The sequence below is a fragment of the Variovorax sp. FW301-JW7 genome (genome assembly GCF_058788795.1).
Map to the genome: position 1 here is coordinate 141,888 of NZ_JBYTBC010000011.1, position 25,576 is coordinate 167,463.

Annotated in this window: 20 protein-coding genes; 9 read left to right on the plus strand and 11 right to left on the minus strand. The window is 69.0% G+C overall.

The features are described 5' to 3' along the window. The first annotated feature begins 35 nt into the window (after window positions 1–35). Together AC3WQM_RS26180 and AC3WQM_RS26185 are read left to right on the plus strand one after the other, a co-directional pair. Window positions 36–674 carry an Ig-like domain-containing protein gene (locus tag AC3WQM_RS26180; protein WP_492682829.1) on the plus strand — a complete coding sequence of 213 codons (639 nt, stop codon included), beginning with the start codon at window positions 36–38 and terminating at the stop codon, window positions 672–674. After that, window positions 662–5,011: a beta strand repeat-containing protein gene (locus AC3WQM_RS26185; RefSeq protein WP_492682831.1), complete on the plus strand. Its 4,350-nt coding sequence runs from the start codon at window positions 662–664 to the stop codon at window positions 5,009–5,011. The genes AC3WQM_RS26180 and AC3WQM_RS26185 overlap by 13 nt, the downstream gene beginning before the upstream one ends. A 97-nt stretch (window positions 5,012–5,108) precedes the next feature. On the opposite strand, the gene AC3WQM_RS26190 is transcribed toward AC3WQM_RS26185, so the two are convergent. The 5 genes from AC3WQM_RS26190 to AC3WQM_RS26210 all read right to left on the minus strand — a co-directional run bounded on the left by AC3WQM_RS26190 (window position 5,109) and on the right by AC3WQM_RS26210 (window position 12,500). After that, window positions 5,109–6,026, minus strand: a complete 918-nt coding sequence (locus AC3WQM_RS26190) for a cation diffusion facilitator family transporter (RefSeq protein ID WP_492682833.1) — start codon at window positions 6,024–6,026, stop codon at window positions 5,109–5,111. Beyond that, window positions 6,016–9,234, minus strand: coding sequence for a CusA/CzcA family heavy metal efflux RND transporter (locus AC3WQM_RS26195; protein WP_492682835.1), 3,219 nt, complete (start codon window positions 9,232–9,234; stop codon window positions 6,016–6,018). Before AC3WQM_RS26195 ends, AC3WQM_RS26190 begins: the two co-directional genes overlap by 11 nt. A 10-nt stretch (window positions 9,235–9,244) precedes the next feature. Then, on the minus strand, window positions 9,245–10,627 hold the full coding sequence (locus AC3WQM_RS26200) for an efflux RND transporter periplasmic adaptor subunit (RefSeq protein ID WP_492682837.1): 1,383 nt from the start codon (window positions 10,625–10,627) through the stop codon (window positions 9,245–9,247). 26 nt (window positions 10,628–10,653) lie between these two features. Beyond that, window positions 10,654–12,021 (minus strand): TolC family protein, encoded by a 1,368-nt coding sequence (locus AC3WQM_RS26205; protein WP_492682839.1) that lies wholly within the window; start codon window positions 12,019–12,021, stop codon window positions 10,654–10,656. A 104-nt stretch (window positions 12,022–12,125) separates the two neighbouring features. After that, window positions 12,126–12,500 (minus strand): hypothetical protein, encoded by a 375-nt coding sequence (locus AC3WQM_RS26210; protein ID WP_492682841.1) that lies wholly within the window; start codon window positions 12,498–12,500, stop codon window positions 12,126–12,128. Window positions 12,501–12,662: 162 nt separating this feature from the next. Between AC3WQM_RS26210 and AC3WQM_RS26215 the strand changes: the two genes are divergently transcribed. Together AC3WQM_RS26215 and AC3WQM_RS26220 are read left to right on the plus strand one after the other, a co-directional pair. Then, on the plus strand, window positions 12,663–13,340 hold the full coding sequence (locus tag AC3WQM_RS26215; protein WP_489058799.1) for a heavy metal response regulator transcription factor: 678 nt from the start codon (window positions 12,663–12,665) through the stop codon (window positions 13,338–13,340). Beyond that, entirely contained in the window at window positions 13,337–14,665 is a 1,329-nt protein-coding gene (locus AC3WQM_RS26220; protein WP_492682843.1) for a heavy metal sensor histidine kinase, read from the plus strand. The genes AC3WQM_RS26215 and AC3WQM_RS26220 overlap by 4 nt, the downstream gene beginning before the upstream one ends. A 9-nt stretch (window positions 14,666–14,674) precedes the next feature. Here the strand turns inward: AC3WQM_RS26220 and AC3WQM_RS26225 are convergent, their stop codons facing one another. Next, window positions 14,675–15,925 (minus strand): cation:proton antiporter, encoded by a 1,251-nt coding sequence (locus AC3WQM_RS26225; protein ID WP_492682845.1) that lies wholly within the window; start codon window positions 15,923–15,925, stop codon window positions 14,675–14,677. 149 nt (window positions 15,926–16,074) lie between these two features. Here AC3WQM_RS26225 and AC3WQM_RS26230 point away from each other — a divergent pair, with 149 nt between their 5' ends. Continuing rightward, entirely contained in the window at window positions 16,075–16,317 is a 243-nt protein-coding gene (locus AC3WQM_RS26230) for a hypothetical protein (RefSeq protein ID WP_492682897.1), read from the plus strand. 5 nt (window positions 16,318–16,322) lie between these two features. Here AC3WQM_RS26230 and AC3WQM_RS26235 read toward each other — a convergent pair whose 3' ends face one another. Then, complete coding sequence (locus AC3WQM_RS26235; protein WP_492682847.1) at window positions 16,323–18,644, minus strand: heavy metal translocating P-type ATPase; 2,322 nt, start codon at window positions 18,642–18,644, stop codon at window positions 16,323–16,325. 70 nt (window positions 18,645–18,714) lie between these two features. Here AC3WQM_RS26235 and cadR point away from each other — a divergent pair, with 70 nt between their 5' ends. From cadR to AC3WQM_RS26250, 3 genes are all read left to right on the plus strand, one after another. Next, on the plus strand, window positions 18,715–19,185 hold the full coding sequence (gene cadR / locus AC3WQM_RS26240; RefSeq protein ID WP_492682849.1) for a Cd(II)/Pb(II)-responsive transcriptional regulator: 471 nt from the start codon (window positions 18,715–18,717) through the stop codon (window positions 19,183–19,185). A 282-nt stretch (window positions 19,186–19,467) separates the two neighbouring features. Next, window positions 19,468–20,715 (plus strand): acyl-CoA dehydrogenase family protein, encoded by a 1,248-nt coding sequence (locus AC3WQM_RS26245; protein ID WP_492682851.1) that lies wholly within the window; start codon window positions 19,468–19,470, stop codon window positions 20,713–20,715. Between the two features lie 134 nt (window positions 20,716–20,849). Beyond that, window positions 20,850–21,698 carry a helix-turn-helix transcriptional regulator gene (locus AC3WQM_RS26250; protein ID WP_492682853.1) on the plus strand — a complete coding sequence of 283 codons (849 nt, stop codon included), beginning with the start codon at window positions 20,850–20,852 and terminating at the stop codon, window positions 21,696–21,698. A 62-nt stretch (window positions 21,699–21,760) separates the two neighbouring features. Here the strand turns inward: AC3WQM_RS26250 and AC3WQM_RS26255 are convergent, their stop codons facing one another. Together AC3WQM_RS26255 and AC3WQM_RS26260 are read right to left on the minus strand one after the other, a co-directional pair. Continuing rightward, complete coding sequence (locus AC3WQM_RS26255) at window positions 21,761–22,258, minus strand: RidA family protein (RefSeq protein WP_492682855.1); 498 nt, start codon at window positions 22,256–22,258, stop codon at window positions 21,761–21,763. A 13-nt stretch (window positions 22,259–22,271) separates the two neighbouring features. Further along, window positions 22,272–23,306, minus strand: a complete 1,035-nt coding sequence (locus tag AC3WQM_RS26260; protein ID WP_492682857.1) for a quinone oxidoreductase family protein — start codon at window positions 23,304–23,306, stop codon at window positions 22,272–22,274. 120 nt (window positions 23,307–23,426) lie between these two features. Between AC3WQM_RS26260 and AC3WQM_RS26265 the strand changes: the two genes are divergently transcribed. Next, window positions 23,427–23,852: a winged helix-turn-helix transcriptional regulator gene (locus AC3WQM_RS26265; protein ID WP_492682859.1), complete on the plus strand. Its 426-nt coding sequence runs from the start codon at window positions 23,427–23,429 to the stop codon at window positions 23,850–23,852. A gap of 27 nt (window positions 23,853–23,879) precedes the next feature. Here the strand turns inward: AC3WQM_RS26265 and cysE are convergent, their stop codons facing one another. Both cysE and AC3WQM_RS26275 read right to left on the minus strand, forming a co-directional pair. After that, window positions 23,880–24,767 (minus strand): serine O-acetyltransferase, encoded by an 888-nt coding sequence (gene cysE, locus AC3WQM_RS26270; protein WP_492682861.1) that lies wholly within the window; start codon window positions 24,765–24,767, stop codon window positions 23,880–23,882. Beyond that, window positions 24,739–25,470, minus strand: a complete 732-nt coding sequence (locus AC3WQM_RS26275) for an RNA methyltransferase (protein WP_492682863.1) — start codon at window positions 25,468–25,470, stop codon at window positions 24,739–24,741. Before AC3WQM_RS26275 ends, cysE begins: the two co-directional genes overlap by 29 nt. Window positions 25,471–25,576 lie beyond the last annotated feature (106 nt).

The window sequence follows — 25,576 nt, forward strand, 5'->3', positions numbered from 1 at the left end:
CGGTCTCGTTTCTTCATGTCAAGCACAGGAATTTCATGGCACTCGAGCAGACAAACAGCGTCGCCCCCTTCCAGAACATCGGCCTCGCATCCCCCTTCGCGCCCCCTCCCCCTTCGGTGGGCGGCGCCGCCGACGACGCCGGCGACATCCTGGGCAGCATCGCCCCCGGCGGCGTGACCGACGACCGCCAGCCCGAATTCAGCGGCCGGGGCACGCCGGGCGACACCATCGTCATCCTCGACAACGACAACGAGATCGGCACCACCGAAGTCGCCGAAGACGGCACCTGGAGCTTCACGCCCTCGAGCGACCTGAGCGAAGGCCTGCACGCCATCACCGTGGTCGCGCGCAACCCGGCCGGCGAAGAGAGCGAGCCCTCCGCCGCGTTCAACTTCGAGATCGACGTGACCCCGCCCGACGCCAGCCAGCTGGCCATCACCGGCGTCATGGACGCCGTGGGCGGCGTCACCGGCAACGTGGCCCCTGGCGCCACCACCGACGACACGCGTCCGCTGCTCAGCGGCACCAGCACCGGCGTGCCCGGCCACACCGTCACCGTGATGGTCAGGGACGCATCCGGCACGCGCGAACTCGGCCAGGCCACCGTCGGCGAAAACGGCCAATGGAGCTTCCAGGTCGACACCCCGCTGGCCCCGGGCACGTGCTCGACCTGACCAAGGTAGGCACCAAGTTGAGCTCGATGGAAATCATCGACATCACTGGCACCAGCTACAACACGCTGACGCTGTCGCTGGCCGAGGTGCTGAACAACGGCGGCGTCGACCTGTTCTACACAGGCGACAAGAGCCGCGTGCAGATGATGGTCAAGGGCAACGCCGGCGACACCGTGAACCTGAGCGACCTGCTGGCCGGCGGCATCGACCAAGGCGACTGGATCAAGAAGACCAGCGTCACGGTACAAGGCGTGGCGTATGACAGCTACCAGCATTCGTCGCTCGGCGCCGAACTGCTGGTGCAGCAAGGCGTGACCGTCAAGGTCACCAACTCGACGCTGGTCGGTGCGGTCGGCACGTTCGAAGCACCGTCGGATGTCGTGGTGGGCGCCCTCCCCGATGACGGCGTGCTGAGCCACTCGACCCAGGGCTACACCCAAGGCGACGACACGATCATCGCCAAGCTCGGTTTCGCGGATCGCCTGAGCGGCGGTGCCGGCAACGACATCTTCATGAACGTCGGCACGGGCGATACGGTCCATGGCGGCTCGGGCGACGACACGATCCGTATCAACAACGGCGACTTCGCGCGCGTTGAAGGTGGCCTGGGCATTGACACCCTCGTCATGGACGGCAAGGCCATGCACATCGACCTGACGGCCTTCGGCCTGAAGATCCAGGGCATCGAGAAGTTCGACCTGGGTGCCGGCGGCAACACGCTGGCGCTGCATGCCAGCGACGTGCTTGCCGGTGGCATGCGCGACATGCTCATGGCCGACGGCAAGGTGCAGATGCTCGTCAACGGCGCCAACGGCGATGTGAACCTGCTCGGCGGCAACGCGGGTGACGACGGCTGGAGCCAAGGCGGCAACGGCGCGACCACCGACGACACGCGCCCCGGCTTCACCGGCACGGCCGAAGCCAACAGCACCGTGGTCGTGTACGACGACGGCGTGGAGATCGGCCGCGTGCAGGCCGACGCCTCGGGCCACTGGACCTTCACGCCGGCCACCGCGCTGAGCGAAGGCCCGCACCGCATCACGGTGGCCGCCATCGACCGGGCGGGCAACACCAGCGCACCGTCCGAGCTGTTCGGCTTCACCGTGGACACGACGGCGCCGACGCAGACCGCCACGCTCACCGCCCTCGGCAAGGACAGCGGCACGAGCGACAGCGACTTCCTCACCAACGACGGCAGCGCGGGCCGCCTGATGCGCGGCAGCCTGACAGCGCCCCTGGGCGCGGGCGAGACCCTGCAGGTGTCGACCGACGGCGGCACCACCTGGAAGCCGGCCATCGTCACCGGCGACAAGTGGAGCGCACAGGACGACCACGGCCACACCGGCAACTGGACGGTGCACACGCGCGTGATCGACGCGGCGGGCAACACCGGCGCCACCAGCGCGCACACCGTGGCCCTGGACACCACCGCGCCCGCGGCACCGACCGCGATGACGATCAACGGCGCGCAGGCCACGGTGGCCTTCGACAAGGCGAACGCCGAAATCGGCGGGCGCGTCAGCCTGGCCAACGGCGACAAGCGCTACGACCACGTGCTGACGGCCGCGGACGTGGCGGCCGGGCGCGTCGTCATCAACGCGCCCTTCGCCCTCGGCGCCCAGACCACCGCCAGCCTCGTGGACAAGGCCGGCAACGTGTCGGCCGAGTCGCTGCGGGAGTCGGTGTACCTGGAAAACTTCAATTCCATCACCGGCGCGAGGGCCTTGCCCACGGGCGCGTCGTACAAGCTCGGCAGCCTGACTTTCTACAGCCTGTCCTCCAGCGGCGGCTCGGTCAACGGCATGACCTACCCGCAAGGCCTGTACGCCAGCAACTACACCCCGTACATGCACCAGAAGCCGTACTCGAACGCACTCTGGGTCGCAGGCAGCATCCGCGTGTCGCTGGACGACAGCCTCGTGGGCAACAAGCTCAGCTTCTACATCGGCGACAACAACAACTACGCCACCATCCGGCTGTACGCCAAGGACGGCAGCCTGCTGCACAGCGCCAGCATGGCGCCCCTGAACGGCACCATCAACATCGATGTCTCGTCGACCGGCAAGTCGTTCTCCAGGTTCGAAATCGCCACTTACTACAACGCGGGGCAGCGGGGCAACGACCAGCTGTGGATCGACGACATCCGCATCTCCAGCAGCAGCAAGGTCGCCACGACCGGCGTGTTCACGCTCACGGCCGACAGCGCGGCCGTGCTGAACGGCGATGCGGGCAACAACGTCTTCCAGGTGGGCGCCGTGGCCGACTTCAGCGACTCGGGGATTGCCGGCAACGGCGGGCTCGACACCCTGAAGCTCACCGGCGCCAACCAGGTGCTGGACCTGGTCGCGCTCGGCGCCAAGGTCAGCTCGATCGAGGTCGTCGACCTCACCGGCACGGGCAACAACACGCTCAACCTGTCGCTGGCGAACGTGATGGAGAACGGCGCGGTCGACCAGTTCGTGGCCAACGGCCGCGTGCAGATGCTGGTCAAGGGCAATGCCGGCGACACGGTCTCGCTGAGCGGCCTGCTGCCCGACGGCACCTTCCCGGGCGACTGGGTCCAGGCCGGCACCGTCACGCTCGACGGCGTGGTCTACACGGTGTACGCGCACTCGGGCTTCGGCGCCGACCTGCTGGTGCAGCAGGGCGTGACCGTCACGCTGGGCGTGGGCACGACGCTCACCATCGACGCGCTGGGCAAGGACAGCGGGGCGCCCACCGACTTCGTCACGGCCGACGGCAGCGCGGGCCGCGTGGTCACCGGCAGCCTCAGCGGCACCCTGCCCTACGGCCTGAAGGTGCAGGTGTCGGTCGACGGCGGCCAGACCTGGCACGACGCCACGGTCAACGGCAAGCAGTGGGCCTTCGTGGACACCCAGGCGCACGGCGGCGACTGGCGCGTGCAGGCCCGCGTGAGCGACGGCCAGGGGCACAGCAGCGAGGTGGCCGAGCGCGAAGTCACGCTGGTGGCCGCCCCCGAGGCGCCGTCCATCGTGCGCATTGCGGAGGCCGAGGGCATCTACACCACCACCAAGGCGCAGGACGGCTCGCTGGTGAACGTGTCGCTCGCCGGCACGGGTGCCAAGGCCGGCGACACGGTGCATGTGCAGTGGGGCATGAGCACCTACGACCAGGTGCTGACGCAGGTCGACATCGCCAGCGGCACCGCCACCCTCAAGGTGCCGGCGACCGTGACCTACTCGTACCAAGGCGCCGCGAAAGACTTCTCGGTCACCGTGCAGGTCATCGGCAAGGACGGCGCGCTCGGCGCGGTGTCCAAGCCCTACGAGGTCGTGGGCACGGCCGCGCTGACGATGGCAAGCGACACCCTGCAGAAGGCACCGGTGGGCGATGTGTACGCCGGCACCGGCTTCAAGGTCACGACCACGGGCAGCCTCAGCTACAAGGCCGCGACGACGACCACGCTGGCGGGCCTGACACTCAGCGACACCACGCAGGCCAACGCGCTGTTCACCCTGAACAAGCCGGCCAACTACTTCACGCTGCGCCTCACCGGCATCGACAACGCCATGGGCGCTCAGATCCAGGTGTTCGACGTCAAGGGCAACCTCATCCACACCGAGAACTTCATCGGTGGCACGGATGCCCGCCACACCAAGACCTTCGCCTACACCTCGGCGGAGCTGGTGGACATCGGCTCCTTCAAGGTGATCTCGCTGAGCACGAGCGTGACGCTGGACGCGTTCAGCCAGCGCGTGGTGACCGTCACACTGCAGAACGCAGGCGCAGGCACGTTCCACATCGAACCGGAAGTCGAGGCCTACGTGCTCGACCACGCGACCCAGGCCTACACCGACAGCGACGACAAGATCATCGCCAAGCTCGGCTTCGCCGACCGCCTCGAAGGCGGCGCCGGCAATGACACGTTCACCAACGTCGGAACGGGCGACACGGTGCATGGCGGCGCAGGCGACGACACGGTCCGCATCAACAGCGGCGACTTCGCGCGCCTCGACGGCGGCGTGGGCATCGACACCCTTGTCATGGATGGCAAAGCCATGCACATCGACCTGTCGGCCCTCGGGGCGAAAGTGCAGGGCTTCGAGAAGTTCGACCTGGGCATGGGCGGCAACACGCTGGCGCTGAGCGCGCAAGACGTACTGGCCGGTGGCACACGCGACATGGTGATGGCCGACGGCAAGGTGCAGATGCTGGTCAACGGCGCGAACGGCGATGTGAGCCTGCTCGGCGGCGACGATGGCTGGACCATCGGCAATGCAGCCACCGTCGGCGGCGTGACCTACAGCGTCTACACCAACCTCGCCGGCACCGCCGAGCTGCTGGTCGAGGACAAGGTCCACGTGACCATCCTCTAAGCCTGCAAACAGGCCACGCGGCGCCCCACCGGCGCCGCCCTGAACGCGACAGCCGCCCCGTGCGACTGTTGCGTTTTTTGTTGTGCCCGCTCTGGCGTCAGCCCGCCGTCACCGCAGGCCCGAACCCATGGGTCTCTCCCGCCTGCTCGCACGGCACCCGCTCCACCTGCACGGTCGAGTGGTGAATGTCGAACTTCTCGGCCAGCAGGCCGCGCAGCCGCAGCATCAGCGGTGCCAGGTCGACCACATCGGGCGTGCACACCACGTGCACGCTCAGGCTCACCTTGCCGCTGGACAGCGCCCACACATGCAGGTCGTGCAGGCCGGCCACGCCCGGCTGCGCCTGCAGCGCGCGCTCGACCTCGGGCAGGTCGATCTCGTCGGGCACGCCTTCGAGCAGCACGTTGAGGCTCTCGCGCAAGAGGCGCCAGGTGCGCGGCAACACCCACAGGCCGATGGCGACGGCGATCACCGAGTCGACCCAGGCCCAGCCGGTGAAACGGATGACGAGCGCGCCCGCGATCACGCCGACCGAGCCGAGCATGTCGGCCCACACCTCGAGGTACGCGCCCTTCACGTTGAGGCTCTCGTCCTTGCCGCTGGCCAGCAGGCGCATGCCGATGAGGTTGACCACCAGGCCGCCGATGGCCACGAGCAGCATCATGGTCGACTGGATCTCGGCCGGCTGCGAGATGCGTCGGTACGCCTCGTAGAGCACGTAGATCGCCACGAAGAACAGCAGCACCGCATTGACCACGGCCGCCAGGATCTCGAAGCGGTAGTAGCCGAAGGTGCGGCGCTTGTCCGCCGGCCGCTTGCCCAGCCAGATGGCGGCCAGCGAGATGGCCAGCGCCACGGTGTCGGTGGCCATGTGGGCCGCGTCAGACAGCAGCGCCAGGCTGCCCGACACCAGCCCGCCGATGACCTCGGCGACGAGGTAGGTCGAGGTCAGCGCCAGCGCCCAGCGCAGCGCCTTTTCATTGCCACCTACAGCGTGTGAATGCTCATGGGCCATGGGAACCTCGCAGTGCGGGATCAAGGGGCGCGCCGTGCTGCTGTTCTGCGTTGGCCTCCTGCACCTCGTCTTCATCGCGCCGGTGCGCGATGCGGTACAGCAGCGGCAACACCAGCAGCGTCAGCGCGGTCGACGACAGGATACCGCCGATGACCACGGTGGCCAGCGGGCGCTGCACTTCGGCGCCCGTGCCGGTGGCGATGGCCATGGGCACGAAGCCCAGCGAGGCGACCAGCGCGGTCATGAGCACGGGGCGCAGCCGCGTGAGCGCGCCTTCGCGAATCGCCGCGTCCAGCGGCAGGCCGCCCTCGCGCAGGTTGCGGATGAACGAGATCATCACCAGCCCGTTGAGCACGGCCACGCCCGACAGCGCAATGAAGCCCACGGCCGCCGAGATCGACAGCGGAATGCCCCGCATCCACAGCGCGACGATGCCGCCCGTGAGCGCGAACGGAATGCCGGTGAACACCAGCAGCCCGTCCTTCAGGTTGCCGAACATCGCGAACAGCAGCGTGAACACCAGCAGCAGCGACACGGGCACCACCACCTGCAGGCGCTGCGTGGCCGAGGCCAGGTTCTCGTACTGGCCGCCCCACACGGTCCAGTAGCCCGGCGGAATGCGCACGGCGCGCATGGCTTCCTCGGCCTCGGCCACGAAGGAGCCGAGGTCGCGCCCGCGCACGTTGGCGCTCACCACGATGCGGCGCTTGCCGTCTTCGCGGCTGACCTGGTTGGGGCCGGGCGCGAGGTCGAGCGTGGCCACCTCGCCCAGCGGGATGAAGCTGGTGCGCAGGCCTTCGCCGCCCGCGCCTCCCACGCCCTTCGGCAGCGCGATCGGCAGGCGGCGGATGGCGTCCAGGTCGGTGCGCAAGGTCTCGGGCAGGCGCACGAGGATGTCGAAGCGGCGGTCGCCGTCGAACAGCGTGCCGGCCTCGCGACCGCCCACGGCGGTCGAGATGGCGTCCTGCACGTCGCCCACGTTCAGGCCGTAGCGCGCGGTCTTCTGGCGGTCGATGTTCACGGTGAGCATGGGCAGGCCGGTGGTCTGCTCCACCTTCACCTCGGCGGCGCCGGGCACCTTGCCCAGCGCGTTCGACACCTGCGCGGCGGTCTGGTTGAGCACGTCCATGTCGTCGCCGAAGATCTTCACGGCCACGTCGCTGCGCACGCCCGAGATCAGCTCGTTGAAGCGCAGCTGGATCGGTTGCGAGAACTCGTAGTTGTTGCCCGGCAGCTTCTCGACCTCTTCCTGCACAGCGGCCAGCAGCTCGGGCCGCGTGCGCTTGGGCTTGGGCCACTCGCTCTCGGGCTTGAGCATGATGTAGCCGTCGGAGATGTTCGGCGGCATCGGGTCGGACGCGATCTCGGCCGTGCCGGTGCGCGCGAACACGCGCTCGATCTCGGGGAACTTGTCTTTCAGCGTGCGTTCGAGCTGCTTTTGCATCTCGACCGACTGCGTGAGGCTGGTGCCCGGAATGCGCAGCGCCTGGATGGCGAAGTCGCCCTCGCTCAGGCTGGGCACGAACTCGGTGCCCAGGCGCGTGGCCAGCAGGCCCGAGAGCACCACGGCCACCACGGCCGTGGTGATGACCAGCGGCTTGGCGTTCATCGCGCGCGACAGCAGCGGCGCGTAGCCGCGCTTGGCCCACAGCATGAGGCGGTTTTCCTTCTCGCCGACCTTGTTGCCGATGAACAGCGCCACGGCGGCCGGGATGAAGGTGATCGACAGGATCATCGCGCCCAGCAGTGCAATCACCACGGTGAAGGCCATCGGGTGGAACAGCTTGCCCTCGACGCCGGTGAGCGCAAAGATCGGCAGGTACACGATCATGATGATCAGCTGGCCGAACAGCAGCGGCCGGCGCGCCTCCTGCGAGGCCGCGAACACTTCATGGAAACGCTCGCTGCGCGTGAGCGCCCTGCCGTGTTTCTCCTGCGCATGCGCCAGGCGCCGCACGCAGTTCTCCACGATCACCACGGCGCCATCGATGATGATGCCGAAGTCGAGCGCGCCCAGGCTCATGAGGTTGGCGCTGACCTTCTGGTTCACCATGCCGGTGAAGGTGAAGAGCATCGACAGCGGGATCACCGTCGCGGTGATGATGGCCGCGCGGATGTTGCCCAAAAACAGGAACAGGATCGCCACCACCAGCACCGCGCCCTCGAAGAGGTTCTTCTTCACGGTGGCGATGGCCTTGTCGACCAGCACCGTGCGGTCGTACACCGTCACGGCCTTCACACCCGCGGGCAGCGTGCGGTTGATCTCCTGCATCTTCTTGTCGACCGCCTGCGAGACGGTGCGGCTGTTCTCGCCAATGAGCATGAAGACGGTGCCCAGCACCACCTCGCGGCCGTTGTCGGTGGCGGCGCCGGTGCGCAGCTCCTGGCCGATGCCGACCTCGGCCACGTCGGACACGCGCAGCGGAATGCCGCCGGCGTTGCCCAGGATCACGTTGCCGATGTCTTCCACCGACTTCACCTGCCCCGGTGCGCGAATGAGGTACTGCTCGCCGCGCTTCTCGATGTAGCCCGCGCCCACGTTGGCGTTGTTGCGCTCCAGCGCGGTGACCAGGTCGGTCATCGTGAGGCCGTGCGCCAGCAGCTTCGCGGGGTCGGGTGCGATCTGGAACTCCTTGGCGTAGCCGCCGATGGAGTTGATCTCGGTCACGCCCGGCACATTGCGCAGCTGCGGCTTGATGATCCAGTCTTGAATTTCGCGCAGGTCGGTCGGCGTGTAGGGCTTGCCGTCGGCTTTCTTCGCGCCCTCTTCGGTCTCGACGGTCCACAGGTAGATCTCGCCCAGGCCGGTCGAGATGGGCCCGATCACCGGCGACACGCCGGGCGGCATGCTCTCGCGCGCCGACTGGATGCGTTCGTTCACGAGCTGGCGCGCAAAGTAGATGTCGGTGCCGTCCTTGAAGATCACCGTGACCTGCGACAGGCCGTAGCGCGACAGCGAGCGGGTCTGCTGCAAGCCCGGCAGGCCGGCCATGACGGTCTCGATGGGGTAGGTCACGCGCTGCTCGGCTTCGAGCGGCGAGTAGCCGGGCGCAGAGGTGTTGATCTGCACCTGCACGTTGGTGATGTCGGGCACGGCGTCGATGGGCAGCTTCTGGTAGCTGAAGACGCCGAGCGCCGCCATGCCGAGCACGGCCAGCAGGATCAGCCAGCGCTGCTCGATGGAGAAGCGGATGATGCGTTCGAACATGCGGTCGTCCTCAGTGGGTGTGCGTGGCCGAGCTCTTGCCCTGCTGCGACTTCACGACGAAGCTGCCGCTGGCCGCATAGGCCGCGCCGGGCTTCAGGCCGCCCACGATCTCGATGCGCTGGCCGTCGCTGCGGCCGGTCTTCACGTGCTGCGGCACAAAGCCGCCGGGCACGCGCAGGAACACGGTGGGCTGGTCGTCCACGGTCTGCACCGCTTCGGCCGACACGGTGACGGGCGCATCGGCCTCCGACGCCACCAGCTCCACGTTCACGAACAGGCCCGGGCGCCAGGTGCGCTGCGGGTTGGTGAGCGTGACGCGCGCGGTGGCGGTGCGCGTCTGCGCGCCCAGCAGCGAGCCCACGTACGACACGGTGCCACGCGCGGCCTGCTCGAAGGAACCGGCGCGGATGGTCACGGCCTCGCCGACGCGCACGAGGTTCAGGCTGCTGGCGGGCACGCTGATCTCGGCCCACACGGTCGACAGATCGGAAATGGTGAACACGTTGACCGCCTCGCCCACCGATTCGCCCAGCGAGATGTGCTTCTCGACGACCATGCCGTCGAAGGGTGCGCGCAGCTCGTAGCGGCCCAGCGCCGACGAGCCGGGCGTGGCGCCCAGCGCCAGCAGCTTCTGGTTGGCGTTGGCCACGGCGATCTGCGCCTCTTGCATGGCCTGCTCGGCCTGCAGGAAGTCTTGCTGCGGCGAGATCTTTTCTTCCCACAGTTTCTTCTCGCGGTCGTGCGTGGTGCGTGCCAGCGCCAGCCGGCGCTGCGCGGTCTGCAGCTCGCTGCGCTGCTCCGAGAGCGCGGGGCTGGAGATCACGGCCAGCACCTGGCCGCGCTTGACTTCCTGGCCCAGGTTGGCCGACACGCTGTCGACCACGCCCGCCACGCGCGGCACCACGTGGGCCGTGCGGTCTTCGTTGAACTTGATCTCGCCGGGCAGCTGCAGCGACGTCTTGATGCGCGCCGGACCGACGCTGTCGATGGCGATGCCGGCGGCCTTGACCTGCTCGTCGGTGAAGGGGATCTTTTCTTCGTCTTCCTTGTGGGCGTTGGCGGCGGCTTTCTGCGGCTCTGCCGATGCGGGCGTTTCCTTGCCTGCGTCCTTGCCCGCGTCCTTGCCTTCTTCCGCGTGGTGTTCCTTGTCGCCATGGCCTTCGTCGTGCGAATGGCCGTGGTCGTCTTCCTTGCCCTTGGCGTGGCTCTTGTCTTCCTCGTGGTGCTCACCGTCGGCATGGCCGGCGGACTCCGAGTGCCCGCCCGCCTCGGGCTTGGACGGCGCGGTGCGCAGGATGAGCGCGCCGGCGACGAGGCCGGCGAGCAGGACAGCGGCAATGGCGATCCACTGCTTGCGGCCGGAGGACGTGGTGCGGTTGTGTGGTGTGGTCATGGTCGGAATCGGTTCGGTGTTCTTCTTCAGCGCGCGATCGGCGTCGCGTTGGGCGTCGCGTTCGGCGTCGCGTTCGAGGCGATGTCGTCGCCCTCGGTGCCCAGCAGGCGGTCGAGTTCGCCGGCCGCGCGGTGCGCCTCGGCCAGCGCGACGAGGTACTGGTTGCGCACCTGGAACAGCGTGCGCTGCGCGTCGAGCGCCTCGAGAAAGCTGAACTTGCCCAGCTCGAAGCCCTTGGTGGCGGCGCGGTAGGCGGTCTCGGCGCCGGGCAGTGCGTCGCGCTGCAGCGTCTCGGCGGTGGCGCGCGCGGAGCGCAGGCGCTCGCTGGCCTGGGCCACGTCGGCGCCCAGTTGCAACTCGGCGGCGGCGAGTTCGTCGCGCGCCTTGTCTTCGCGGCTCAGTGCTTCGGCGATGTTGCCGCGATTGGTGTCGAAGATCGGCAGCGGCACCGACAGGCCCACCACCACCTGGTTTCGCCGGCTGCTGCTCACGGCCTCGCCGCCCTCGCCTTCCGACGCGGGCACGCGCTTGACGCCGAGCGACACAGTCACGTCGGGAATGCGCTTGGCCTGCTCCAGGTCGCTCAGCGCGCGGCGGCGCTCGACCTCGAGCCGGGCCTGGCGCAGCACGGGCGCATCGGGCAGGCGGCGCGCCACCTCGGGCGCGGCGGCTTGGGTGGGCAGCTGGTCGACCGCGCCGTCCACCTGCGTGAAGCGCGGCGACGGGTTGCCCCACAGCGCGGCCAGCAGCTGGCGCGACGCGCGCAGCGTGCCTTCGGCCTGCAGCAGTTCGACGCGGATGCCGGCCTCGGCCACGCGCGCCTTGGTTTCTTCGAGCGGCGACACCTTGCCGGCCGCCACGCGGTTGGCCGCGGCGCGGGTGGCGATCTGTGCGAGCCCCACCGAGTCTTGCGCCAGGCGCAGGCGCTCCTGCGCGGTCAGCACGTCGAAGAAGGCAGTGACGGCCGCGGCGCGCAGTTCGGCGCGCCGCGCCGACAGCGCCGACACCGCCTGGTCGCGCGCACGCTCGGCCGCCGTGACCCGCGCGGCGCGCTTGCCGCCCAGCTCGAGGGGCTGGCTCAGCTGCAGCGTGGTCGTGCGGTTGTTGCGGCGCAGGTCTTCCAGCTGCGTGTCGAGCGTAGGGTTGGGCCAGGCGCCGGCCTGCACCACGGCGCCGTCGGCGGCGGCCTGCTCATGGCGCGCGGCCGACAGGCCCGGGTTGGCCTGCAGCGCCAGCGCGACGGCGGTGCGCAGGGTCAGCGGGCCTTCGGGCTCCAGCGTGCGGGCGGGTGCCGACAGGGACGACGAGGGACCGGCCGCCTGCGGGGTCTGCTGTGAAAAGGCCGGGGGTACCGCCAAGGCCAACACGGCCAGCGGCACGAAAAGCGTGCGCATCGAATTCTCCTGGGTTGCGAAACAACGGACGGACGAATTCGGCGAAAAGCGCTCAGCGGATCGGTGGGATCAGAAAAAAGAAAAGGTGCTGTGCTCTCGCCGAATCAAGCGGCGAGCAACCAGTCGGGGCGCACCGGCACTTCGGCGATGTGCGAGGCGAAGCGTTCGGTGGAAGCGGCGCGCAGCGGCTGCGAAGCCACGGGCGCCTGGACCGGCAGCGCGGCGGCGGTGTCCGCATGCTGGGCCTGCCCGAAATGGGCAACGATGCAATGGCCGACCGCCGCGTTGGGCTGGCGGGTGCTGTCTTTCTTGGCGCCGTCGCCCGCGTGGGTGCGGTCGGTGCCACGCGGCTCGTCCTCGTGGTGACCCCAGTGCCCGCTGCCCTTGTCGCCTTCGTGCAGGCAATAGGCTGCCGACACCGCCCAGCTGTACTGGAAAGGCAGGAGAAACAGCAGGAAAATGAGGAGCCAGCGGCGCATTGTTGACAAAAGTATATCGACGGGGCGTGACCCGCCGACCGAGAAAGGCCCTGCGAACCGAGGGCCCGGCCCACTGTATGACAGCGTGTCGGCGCTTTGTCCTTCAATAGGATTACTAAATCGTAACCAGCCTATCGAGAGGCCTTGGGTACGATCCGTACCATGCGAATTCTTGTCATCGAAGATGAGCCCAAACTGGGCGACTACCTCAAAAAAGGGCTGGAGGAGAACGGCTACGTCGTCGACATCGCCCGCGATGGCATCGAAGGCCGCTACCTCGCCACCGAGGGCGAGTACGCACTGGTGCTGCTCGACGTGATGCTGCCCGGCATCGACGGCTTTGCCGTGCTGCAGGCCATTCGCCGCACGAAGAACGTGCCCGTGCTGGTGCTCACCGCGCGCGACAAGGTCGAAGACCGCGTGCAGGGCCTGCAGCAAGGCGCCGACGACTACCTGGTGAAGCCCTTCTCTTTCTCGGAGCTGCTGGCGCGCGTGCAGGCGTTGCTGCGACGCGGCAAGACGCAGGAGCCCACGGTGCTGCGCCTGGCCGACCTGGAACTCGACCTGGTGAGCCGCAAGTGCATGCGCAACCGCACGCGGCTGGACCTCACGGCCAAGGAGTTCACGCTGCTCGTGGTGCTGCTGCGCCGGCGCGGGCAGATCTTGTCGCGCTCCACGCTCGCCGAGCAGGTGTGGGACATGAACTTCGACAGCGACACCAACGTGGTCGAAGTGGCGATCCGCCGCCTGCGCAGCAAGATCGACGACCCCTTCGATGTGAAGCTGCTGCACACCGTGCGCGGCATGGGATACGTACTCGAAGACCGCTCCTGGGCATGAGCCCGAAGCCGCATTCGATCCAGAGCCGGCTCTCGTTCTGGTTCGCCGCACAGACGCTGTTCGGCCTGAGCATCATCTGCCTGGCGATCTACTTCGTCACGGCCTGGAGCTTCGGCGCCAAGCAGCGCGACGCGCTCGACCAGAAGACGGTGCTCGTCGAGCACCTGCTCAAGGAGGCCGAGAAAGGCGGCGACCTCGTCTTTCTGCGCCACAAGCTCGACGACTTCTTCTCGATGCAGGACGACGTGACCCTGTCGATCGCGAACGCGGGCCACGAGCTCTTCCAATCGACACCCCCGCCGCAGGGCCGCTGGCTGCGACGCGCCATCGTCGTGCCCTGGCAGAACGGCGACTTCCACACCAACCTGTCGGTGCAGGTCGGCGTGAACATCGCACAAGACACCCGACTGCTCGAAAGGCTGGCCTGGACGCTGCTGGGCGCGGTGGTGCTGGGCACGGCGCTGGTGTCGCTCACCGGTACATGGCTGGTGCGGCGCGGGCTGCGACCGCTGAAAGCGCTGGCCGAGCGCACCGCGGCCATCACGCCCGACCACGTCCACCAGTCCATCGACCCCGGCGCCTTCGCCGAAGAACTGCGCCCCTGGATCACGCAGTTCAACGCGCTGCTGGCGCGGGTGCAGCGCGCCTATGTGCAGCTGGAGTCGTTCAATGCCGACGTGGCGCACGAGTTGCGCACGCCGCTGGCCAACCTGCTGGGCTCTACCGAGGTGGCACTGACGCGCCCGCGCAGCAACGAGGAGCTGCAAAGCGTGCTGGCCTCCAACCTCGAGGAGATGGGGCGGCTGTCGGGCATCGTGACCGACATGCTGTTTCTTTCGAAGGCCGACCGAGGCACCTCGGCGCGCTCGAAGGCGCCTGTGAATCTGGCGGACCAGGCGCGCGACGTGATCGACTTCTACGACGCCATGCTCGACGAGGCCGGCCTGCGCGCCGAAGTGCATGGCGAGGCCGTGGCCGAGGCGGACGCGGGGCTGATCCGGCGCGCCCTCTTCAACCTGCTGGGCAACGCCATCCGCTTTGCCGAGCCGGCCTCGACCGTGCGCATCGAGATTGCGGCGGGCCCTGGCGGAGAACACAACACCATCGCCGTGGTCAACCGCGGCGCACCGATCGATCCCGAGGCATTGCCGCGCCTGTTCGAGCGCTTCTACCGTGCAGCCCAGGCGCGCGAAAGCTCCACGCGCCACCACGGGCTGGGCCTGTCGATCGTCGAGGCGATCGCGCGCATGCACGGCGGGCAGGTGTTCGCGTCGAGCCAGAACGGCGAGACGCGCATCGGCTTCAGCGTGCGCCGCAACGGCTGAAGTGCGGGCTCAGGACTCGGCGTGTGCCGTCTCGGCGGGCCGGGCCTTGCGGCCGATGCACAGCGTCATCAGCGGCCCGGTCATCGCGGTGGTGGCGAGTGCCATTACCAGCAGCATCGTGAACAGCTCGGGGCCGATCAGGCCGACGTCGAGGCCGATCTTCATGACGATGAGTTCCATCAGCCCGCGCGCGTTCATGAGCGAGCCGGTGGCCAGGCTGTCGCGCCAGCTGTAGCCGGCGATGCGCGCGCCCGCCGCGCCGCCCGCGATCTTGCCCACCGTGGCCACGCCCACGATCAGCAGCATCGCGCCCAGGCTCGCGCCCGAGAACGCGTTGGCCGTGGTGCCCAGCCCCGCGAGCGCGAAGAACAGCGGCATCAGCACGACGATGGAAATGGGCTCGATGCGCTCGCTCAGCGAGCGCAGCAGGCGGTCGTCGCGCGGCAGGCAGGCGCCGAACAGGAAGGCGCCGAACACCGCATGCAGGTGCAGCCATTCGGTGAGCAGCGCGCACAGCAAGAGGCCGATCATGAGCGAGGCCATCAGCGTGGTCGACGGCTCGCCGTCGGGCGCCTTCACGCGCAGCAGCCACGCGAAGGCCGGCTTCAGGCCGAAGAACAGGAAGGCCAGCAACACCACCACGCCGACCGAGGTCTTCAGCAGGCCGGCATAGCCTTCGCCCGCGCCGATGGTCGCGACCACGAAGGCCAGCAGGATCCACGCGAACACGTCGACCACCGCCGCCGCGCTCAGCGAGAGCTGGCCGAAGGGCGTGCGCGTCATGCCGCGGTCTTTCAGGATGCGCGCCATCACCGGAAACGCCGTGATCGACAGCGCCGCCGCCATGAACAGCGCAAAGGGCCAGAAGCCCACGCCGGCCGGCGCGAGCGTGGGATGCAACATCGGCGAGATCGCGATGCCCAGCACCACCGGCACCGCCACGCTCAGCACGCCCACCGCCCCGGCCGCCTTGAGCTGCGCGCGCATGTTGCGCGTGGCCCGCAGCTCCAGCCCGACCACGAACATGAACAGCACGAGCCCCACCGTCGCCAGCGACGACAGCCCTTGCAGCGACTCCTTGGCGAACAGCTGCACATGCAGCGACGGAAAGAGCAGCCCCATGACCGCCGGCCCGAGCATCAGCCCCGCCGCCATCTCGCCCACCACGCTCGGCTGCCCCACATGACGCAGCACCCAGCCGCACAGGCGCGCGGTGGTGAGGATGACGACGAGTTGCAGCAGGAGGGTGGTGACGGACATGGGCGGGGAAGTCGTGAAGACGGAAAAGTCGCCCGATGTTAGTGAGTTCTGCGCGCCGCCGATGCCGGCGACCGACCACCTTGCGCTAACCTGCGTCACGGCTGTGCGCCGACTTCCCTTTCATCACCTCTCACGCCTTCGGGAGAACCATGCGAACCTTTGTCGAACTCATCATCAGCTGGGGCCCCATGCTGCTGCTCATCGGTGTCTGGATTTTCTTCATGCGCCGCAGCGGCGGCCTGAAACAAGGCCAGTACATCGAAGAGGTGCGCCACTATCTGTCGGATCACATCGTCGAAACGCGGCGCATGAACGCCAACCTCGAACGCATCGCCGCCGCGCTCGAGGCCCGCCAGGCCCTGCCTGACACGTCCTCAAGCAACGGGACGTAGCGCGCTCACTTTTCGGTCCGCATCAACCGCAACCCGTTCGCCACCACCAGCAGGCTCGCCCCCATGTCGGCGAAAACCGCCATCCACATGGTCGCGCTGCCGAACACCGCGAGCACGAAGAACACGCCCTTGATGCCGAGTGCGAGGGTGATGTTCTGCCACAGCACGGCATGCGAGCGGCGCGACAGGCGGATGGTCTCGGGGATGCGGCGCAGGTCGTCGTTCATGATGACCACGTCGGCCGCCTCCATCGCGGTGTCGGTGCCGGCGCCGCCCATGGCGAAGCCGATGTCGGCCTTGGCCAGTGCCGGGGCGTCGTTGATGCCGTCGCCGGTCATCGCGACGGCGCCGTAGCGTTGCTGCATCGCCTGGATGGCATCGAGCTTTTCTTCAGGCAACAGGTTGCCGCGCACGTCGTCGATGCCGGCGTGCGCGCCGATGGTCTTCGCGGTGGCGGTGTTGTCGCCGGTGAGCATGACGGGCGTCACGCCCAGCGCGCGCAGCTCGGCCACGGCGGCTTGCGACGAGGGCTTGATGGTGTCGGCCACTGCGAACAGCGCCAGCACCGACTTTTCAGATGCCAGCAGCGTCACCGTGCGGCCAGCCTCTTCGTGCCGCTTGAGTTCGGCTTCGAGTTCCGGCGAGCACAGGCCGCGCTCTTCGATCAGCCGGTGGTTGCCCAGCACGTAGCGCTGGCCCGCGTGCGTGGCCTGCACGCCGCGGCCGGGCAGCGCGGTGAAGTCGCCGACTTCTTCGACCGCCCCACCCAGGCCTTGGGCGATGGCCTTCGACACCGGGTGGTCGGAACGGCCGGCGATGTTGGCGGCCAGCGCGTACACCGCGCCTTCATCGCCGCCCGCCCTGTCGATCAGCACCGACTCGACCAGCTTGGGTTTGCCTTCGGTGATGGTGCCGGTCTTGTCGAGCGCCACGGCCTTGAGCTTGCGTGCCTCTTCGAGGTACGTGCCGCCCTTGATGAGGATGCCGCGCCGCGCGGCCGAGGCCAGCGCGCTCACGACCGTCACGGGCGTGGAGATGACCAGCGCGCACGGGCAGGCGATGACCAGCAGCACCAGCGCCTTGTAGATGGCCTGCACCCAGGTCCAGTCCAGCAGCCACGGCGTGAGCACCGCGATGCCCAGCGCCAGCACGAAGACGGTGGGCGTGTAGATGGCGGCGAACTTGTCGACGAAGCGCTGCGTGGGCGCGCGCGAACCCTGCGCCTCTTCCACCGCATGGATGATGCGCGCGAGCGTGGTGTTGGCCGCCACGGCCGTCACGCGGAACACCAGTGCGCCGGTCTGGTTGATGGTGCCGGCAAACACCGCGTCGCCCGCGGCCTTGTCGACCGGAATGCTCTCGCCCGTGACCGGGGCCTGGTCGATGGCGCTGGTGCCTTCGAGCACCACGCCGTCCAGCGGCACGCGCTCGCCGGGGCGGATGCGTGCGACGGCGTCGAGCGCCACCGCGTCGGCGCGCACGGTCTGCCAGCTGCCGTCGGGCTGCCGCACCTCGGCCTGTTCGGGCGCGAGCGCGAGCAGGCTCTGGATGGCGTTGCGCGCGCGGTCGACGGCGCGGGCCTCGATGAGTTCGGCGATGGCGTACAGCGCCATCACCATCGCGGCCTCGGGCCACTGGCCGATGATGAAGGCACCCGTGACGGCGACGGCCATCAGCGCGTTGATGTTGAGGCGCCCGCGCACCAGCGCGGCGAAGCCCTTCTTGTAGGTGTCCAGGCCGGCCAGCGCGATGGCCGCGAGCGCGAGCCCCATCTCGGCGGCCATGAAGCCCACGCCGTCGAGCGCCAGGAAGGACACGGTCTCGGCCGCGATGGCCAGCACCAGCGCGGCCACGAGGCGCGCCAGCCCGGTCGACATGCCGGCAAAGCGCGCGGGCTCGGCCTTCTGCCCCGTCGACGATGCCACCGGCTCGGGCTTGAAGCCGGCCTGGCGGATGGCGTCGAGCGCAGCGGGCAGCGCGCCGTCTTCGGTCGTGAGGGCCAGCGTGCGTTCGCTCAGGCGAAAGCGCAGGGCCTTCACGCCCGCGACGGGCTCGAGGGCGCGGCGGATCTCGGACTCTTCCACCGCGCAGTCCATGGTGGGAATGCGAAACAGCACGGCGCCCTTCGGCAGGTCGGCCGGCTCGGTCGATGCCGGAGTGCTGCCGCATACGGGGCTGCCGCAGCAGGCCGTTGCCGGCGCGGCGGGGGCGTGATCGTGCGAATGGTCGTGCCCATGGTCATGGCCATGGCTGTGTCCATGGTCATGGTCGTGGTCATGCGGCGCTGCACGCGGCACCGGCTGATTCAGGGTGTTCTGATTCGTCATGCCTTCATTGGAAACCCTGAAGCAGGTGTAGAGTCAACCGTTGATTGCCACTTCCTTGAGATGCCGCATCATGAAAATCGGTGACCTGGCCAAGGCCACGAACACGCCGGTCGAAACCATCCGGTACTACGAACGCGAGCAGCTGCTGCCCGCGCCCGCGCGCACCGACGGCAACTACCGCATCTACGACGACGAACACACGCAGCGCCTGGGCTTCATCCGCCGCTGCCGCTCGCTGGACATGACGCTCGACGAGATCCGCAGCCTGCTGAAATTCCGCGATGCGCCGCAGGACGACTGCGGCGAGGTGAACCAGCTGCTGGACGACCACATCGGCCACGTGGCCTCGCGCATCGCCGAGCTGAAGACGCTCGAAAAGCAGCTGAAGGCGCTGCGCCTGCAGTGCGGCGGCCCCGAATCGGCGAGCGCCTGCGGCATCCTGCAGGAGCTGGACACCGCCGCACTCTCGCCCGAGACCTTCGGCCAGCACGCGGGGCACGTGCACGGCACGCTGCACGGCGCCTCCGCCAAGCGCTCCTGACGTCGGGCCCGGCGCCACGCCGGGCGATGCGGGGGGCGTGCTTCGCCGCCGTCGAGCGAACTTCAATGGTTCGTGTGGAGGCTGTGTGGCCGGGCTCCGCGCCAATGCACACGCGTGTCCGCACTGACACGCATCTCCTCGGACAGGGCCTGACGCGCCCACCGGCATCGCGAATGTTCGCGAAGGCGGTGCGGCCGACCCCGGCAGACAATTCCGCCGACCCGGCGCATCCGCCCTGCGACCTTGGGGCCGCGAGCCGGACAGACCTACAACGGAGACACCATGCCGATCGACTTCACCCTCACTCCCGCGCAGCGCGAGTTGCAACTCTCGGCCGGCCGTTTCGCGCGCAGCGTACTGACCGAGGTCGCACCGGCCACGCGCCACCTGCCCACGCCGCTGGCGCGCTTCGTCGCCACGCGTCCGTTCTACGAGAAGCTGGTGAAGGCCGGTTTTCTGCGGCGCATCATCCCGATGCCGTTCGGCGGCGAAGGCACGGGCATGCTGGACATGGCCGTGGTGGCCGAGGAGTTCTATCGCGTCGACCCCAACGTGTCGCTCACGATGTTCGCCACGCTGCTGGGCCTGCTGCCCGTGACGATCGGCGGCTCGCCCGAGCAGCAGAAGGCCTTTCTCGGGCCGTTCCTGGAAGGCTCCGGCGCGCCCTTGGCCGCCCTGTGCAACAGCGAGCCCGGCGGCAGCGCCAACTTCGATAGTGCAGCCCCTGGCGAAGGCACGCGCACGCGTGCCCGGCTCGAGGGCGGGCAGTGGGTCATCGACGGCACCAAGCAGTGGATTTCGAGCGCGACCGGCTGGGACGAGCAAGGCGCCGACCTGCTGTGCGTGGTGTGCCGCACCGACGCCGACGCGCCGCCCGACAGCGGGCTGTCGGTGCTGGTCGTGCCGCGGCCCGAGGGCGGCATCGTGGTGGAGCGTTATCACGATTCGATGGGCCACCGCGCGCACCTCACGCCCCGCTTTCGCCTCGAGGGCGTGCGCACCGCGCAGGCCAACGTGCTGGGCCCGGTGGGCAGCGGCAAGGGCCTCGTGGCCGCCAGCTTCTCGGCGACGGCGGCGCTGGTCGGCGTGTTCGGCACGGCCCTGATGCAGGGGGCCTTCGATTTCTCCTTGCACTTCGCCAAGACCCAATGCCGCGGCGGCACCCTTCCGATCATCGAGCACCAGGCCGTGGGGTATGCGCTGGCCGATGCCAAGACCGCCATCGAGGCCTCGCGCTACCTCAACTGGCGCGCGTGCCACGCGCTGGACACGCAATCGCCCGCGGCGCTGGAGCTGGCGCTGCAGGCCAAGATCTACGGCTCCGAAACCGCGGTGCGCGTGATCACCGACCTGATGCGCGTGGTGGGCATCGACAGCTACGACCACGACCTGCCGCTCGCCGGCATGCTGCAAGACGCCCTGGTGCTCCCGCTGTTCGACGGCGGCAACATGGGCGTGCGCCGTCGCCAGCTGCACGAGCTGCTGCGCTCGCCGGACTACGACCCGCTGACGGCCAGCGGTGCGGCGTGACGGCCGCTGGCCCGACGCTCGCCTGACCGGCGGCAGCGTCGCGGGTCCACTCCGGCGTGCCATCGGACGCAGGCCCCTTCCGTCCGGGGACGCCCGGCCGTAGCATTCGACTTCCGCACTGCAGCCCGGCCCCCATGCTCGAAGACCACGACATCCTTGTGCTTCAACGCCAGCTCCGGCGGCGCCTGTTCGAAGGCGAGCGGGCGATCACCTGGCGACCGGGCCGCGAGCTGGCCGCGCAGCTGCTGCTGTACCTGGACGACCCGCAGGCCTGCTGGCGCATCTCGGTGCAATGGCTGCGCGACACGCTCGACGCCGACCGCGTCGACGCCGGCTTCGGCGGCTATGTCGACGCCAGCGGCCACCTGCATGACTACGTGGTCGCGGCCGAGGTGCAGCGCCCGTCGCAACCGCTGCCTGCGGTGATCGGCCTGCGCTTCAGCGCCGCCAACCCGGGCATCCGCGCGGTCTGGCGCGGCAGCGGCATCGCCCCCATCATCGACGTGTCGCAGGAGCGCAGCTTCACGCAGGAGTTGCGCGCCACGCTGATGCAGGCCGGCACGGCCTCGAAGCTGGCGGTTCCCGTGCACGACGAAGACCGGCCGGTGGGCATGATCTGCGCCGACTGGCACCACAGGGCCCCGCGCTGGAAGCACGCCGTGTGCGACGAGTTGCCGGGCCTGGCCCGCACCGCGCTGGGCCCGCTGCTGAGCGCCGCCCACCGGTTCGCGCAGGCGCAGAGCGAACGGGCCCCGGCGAACCTCGCGGCGCTGACGCCGGCGGAGCTGAAGGTGGCGAAGCTGGCGGCCGGCGGCCTGAGCTACAAGGAAATCGCACGCCAGCTGGACCGCTCGCTCTCCACGATCGACCATCAGCTGCGCAGCATCCGCGAGAAGCTCGGCACGCGCTCGACGGCGCGCCTGGTGCACATGCTCAGCGAACTGAACACGTCGGCGACGGGCCGCTCGGCACCGCTTCAATGAGTGAGGCGTGGTGGGAATGAGCACCGCTGAACGCCCAGGCGGCGTCCGCGGTATCGGCAACCTCAGCGACGTGAGGGTTCCACTTCAAGGGTCAGGGTCACGGCCACCGGCAGGTTGCCCGGCAGGTTGCGCACCCCGCACACCGACCGCGCATGGCCCGCGCGCGTGTCGAACAGGCTGGCCAGCAGTTCGGAGGCGGCGTCGAGCACCTGCGGGTGCTGGGTGAACGACTGCACGCAGGCGACGTGGCCTTCGAGCCGCACGATCTGCCGCACCCGTTGAAAACCGCCCAGGTGCAGGCGCACCTGGGCCAGCGCATTGAGCACCGCCAGCCGGGCCGCCTGGCGGCCTTCTTCCAGCGTCAACTCGGCGCCCAGCAGCCCGCGCGGCAGCGGATGCCCCGCCACCACCGGCCCCTGCATGGAGACATGCAGCAGGCCCGCCGCCTCGATCGCCGCGCGGTAGGCCCCGAGCGGCGGCGGCGGTTCGGGCAGTGCGAGTCCCAGGGCCTGCAGCCGCTGCAGCACCTCGTCGTCCCCGGTCGCACGCGAAGCGTCCATGGCGCGCCCCACTTCAGCTCGCCCACGGCTGCAGCACGATGCTGCCCCGCGCCTCGTTGGCCGCGATGCGCCGGTGCGCTTCGCCAGCCTGAGAAAGCGGCAGCACGCTGTCGATCTGCGGACGAATCTGGCCCAGCCGAATCGCGTCGAGCCAGGCGGCGAAGTCTTCGATGTCGCCCACCAGCGTGCCGCGCAGTTGCTGCTGGGCGAAGAAGAAACTGCGGATGTCGAAGTGCACGTCGGTGCCCGCCATGAACCCCATCGCCACCACGATGCCCATGGGCTTCACGGCCGCGAGGGTCCTGGACAGCACATCGCCGCCGAGGTTGTCGATCGCGACATCGACCCCCTGCCCGCCGCTCCAGGCGCGCACGGGCTCGACGAAGTCCTGCGTGCCGGTGTCGATCGCCAGCTCGGCGCCCAGACGGAGGGCCAGTTCGGCGGAGGCCGCGTTCTGCACCGTGGTGACGACGCGCGCACCCAGCGCGCGGGCCACCTGGATGCTCATCATGCCGGTGCTCGACGCGCCGGCATGCACCAGCACCCGGTCGCCGGCCTTGACCTCGCCGACGACCTGCACCGCGCGGATCGCGATCAGCAGCGAGACCGGCAGCGCGGCCATCTGCTCGGCGGGCAGGCCGGTGGTGTCGCGCAGCAGCCAGTGCTCGGGCACGACGATGTACTGGGCATAGGTGCCCGGCATGTGAATGCCGGGAATCGCGTAGCTGGCCGCGGCCGTGACCGGGCGGGTGTTCCCCTCTGCCGGGTCGGTCGGGTAGCCGGGCATGGCAATCACGCGCTCGCCCACCGCGAAGCGCGAAGCGCCGGTGCCCAGTGCGGCGACCTCACCCACCGCATCCGAACCCAGGATGTGCGGGAACGGCAAGGCCGGGGCGATCTGCCCGAGGCGCACATAGTGATCCAGTCGGTTGACGCCGACGGCCAGCACCTTGACCAGGACTTCGCCCGGTCCCGGCACCGGCGTGGCGACCTCTTCGAGTTGGATCTGATCGGGGTCGCCGAAGGATCGGATGACGGCTGCTTTCATGAAAATCTGCTCCTGTCGTGTGGCGGGCACCATGCCTCGCAACGAAACAGGAATGGTAGATTTCACGTCACCAATCTGGAAGTAGTGACGTAAAAGTGCGATAGGGATAAAAAAGTGACCATGAAGAACCGGATAAACCGTGCGGGCCGTGTCCCGCGCGTCGCGGCGCCGCCCGGCGACACGCCGCTGGTCCTGCGCGAGGACTGTCCACAGCGGCGCATCCACTACGTCCTGAACGGCAAGTGGACCTCGATGGTGCTGTACGCCCTCAGCCACGGCGCGATGCGCACCGGGCAGCTGGAGCGCGCCCTGCCGGGCATCTCCAAGAAGATGCTGACCCTGACCCTGCGCGAGGCGGAGGCAGGCGGCCTGGTCCACCGCGAGGTGTTCCAGGTGGTGCCGCCACGCGTGGAGTACGCATTGACGCCGCTGGGCGAGGTCTTCGTCGAGCCCTTGCGCGCGCTCTATGGCTGGGCGCTGGCCCACGGCGATGCGCTCGACCTGCTGGAAGACAACCTGCGGCGAGACAGGGCCTCGCCCGCCTGAACGGCGACAGCGCCCTCTGCCCCTCTTCTACTTGCCGATCAGCTGCGTGAGCTTGTCGGCCTCGAACGACTCGCCGCGCGCCGCGTCGCCCGGCACGCAGTCCTTGGTGCCCGGCTGCGCCGACAGCTTCTCGATGGCCTGCCACAACAGCGCGATCTGGTGCTCCTGGCTCGAGGCGTTGTCGATCAGGCCGCGCATGGCCTGGCTCAGCGGGTCGTCGTCCTGCGTGATGCCGTAGGCCGAGAACTTCTGCGGCGCGGCCACGTCGGCGCTCTCGCCTTCCTTCGACGGGATGATGCGCGCCGGAATGCCCACCGCGGTCGCCCCGGCCGGCACCGGCTTGATGACCACCGCGTTGGAGCCGATCTTGGCGCCGTCGCCCACGACGAAGCCGCCCAGCACCTTGGCGCCGGCGCTCACCACCACGTTCTTGCCCAGCGTCGGGTGGCGCTTGGTGCCCTTGTAGAGCGAGGTGCCGCCCAAGGTCACGCCCTGGTAGATGGTGCAGCCGTCGCCGATCTCGGCGGTTTCGCCGACCACCACGCCCATGGCGTGGTCGAAGAACACGCGCTCGCCGATCTTGGCGGCCGGGTGGATCTCGATGCCCGTGAAGGCGCGCGCGCAGTGCGCGATGAAGCGGGCCGGCCACTTGAAACCGTGGGTCCAACAGGCGTGCGCCCAGCGGTGCAGCACCACGGCATGGAAGCCGGGGTAGACCGTGATCACTTCCCAGGCGCTGCGGGCGGCCGGGTCGCGTTCGAGGATGCACCGGATGTCGGCGCGCAGTCGAGAGAACATCGCTGCCTTTGTTGTCGTTATATCGATAGGGGCCGGGCAGTCTAAAGCCGGGCGTCTTCGCTTACGCGCGATGGGGTTTTGTGACAGCTCAGCTGCCGCGCGGCTCGCGGGTGGCATCGCTCATGGCCTTGGCGATGCCGCGCAGGATGTGGATTTCCTCGGGCGTGGGCTGCGCGCGGTTGAACAGCTGCTGCAGCCGCGGCATGAGCTTCTTGGGTGCCGCCGGGTCGAGAAAGCCGATGTCCACCAGCGAGCGCTCCCAGTGGTCGAGCATGCCGGCCACGGCCTGCGCGTCGGCCGCCTGCACCGGCGCGATGGCCTCGCGCACACCGTAGCCGCCCAGCGCCAGGCGCCATTCGTAGGCCACCACCTGGATCGCCGCGCCCAGGTTCAGCGAGCCGAACTTCGGGTCGGTCGGGATGCTCAGGGCCACGTTGCAGCGGTAGACGTCCTCGTTGCGCATGCCGAAGCGCTCGGAGCCGAACAGGAAGGCCACGTGCTGGTCGCCCTGCGTGGCCAGCGGCTCCAGGTGCTCGCGCGGCGTGCGCGTGGGCGGGCCGAAGTCGCGCGGGATCATGGCCGTGGCGCACAGGTGGGTCACGCCGTCGAGGGCTTCATCGAGCGTTTCGACGATGCGGGCGTTGTTCAGCACGTCCAGGGCGCCGCTGGCGCGCTGGATGGTTTCCTCGCGCCGCAGCACGTTGGCCCAGCGCGGCGTCACCAGCACCAGGTCGTCGAAACCCATGGTCTTCATGGCACGGGCGGCGGCGCCCACATTGCCGGCGTGGCTGGTCTGGATGAGGATGAAACGGGTGCGCATGACGGGTGGGGAAGACACAAACGGGCTGAGCCGGTAAAATGCCCGATTCTCGCCGCCCGCATCGCCGGACCGCAGGGTCGCCCAGATTGCATTCTTGGGGACCTCT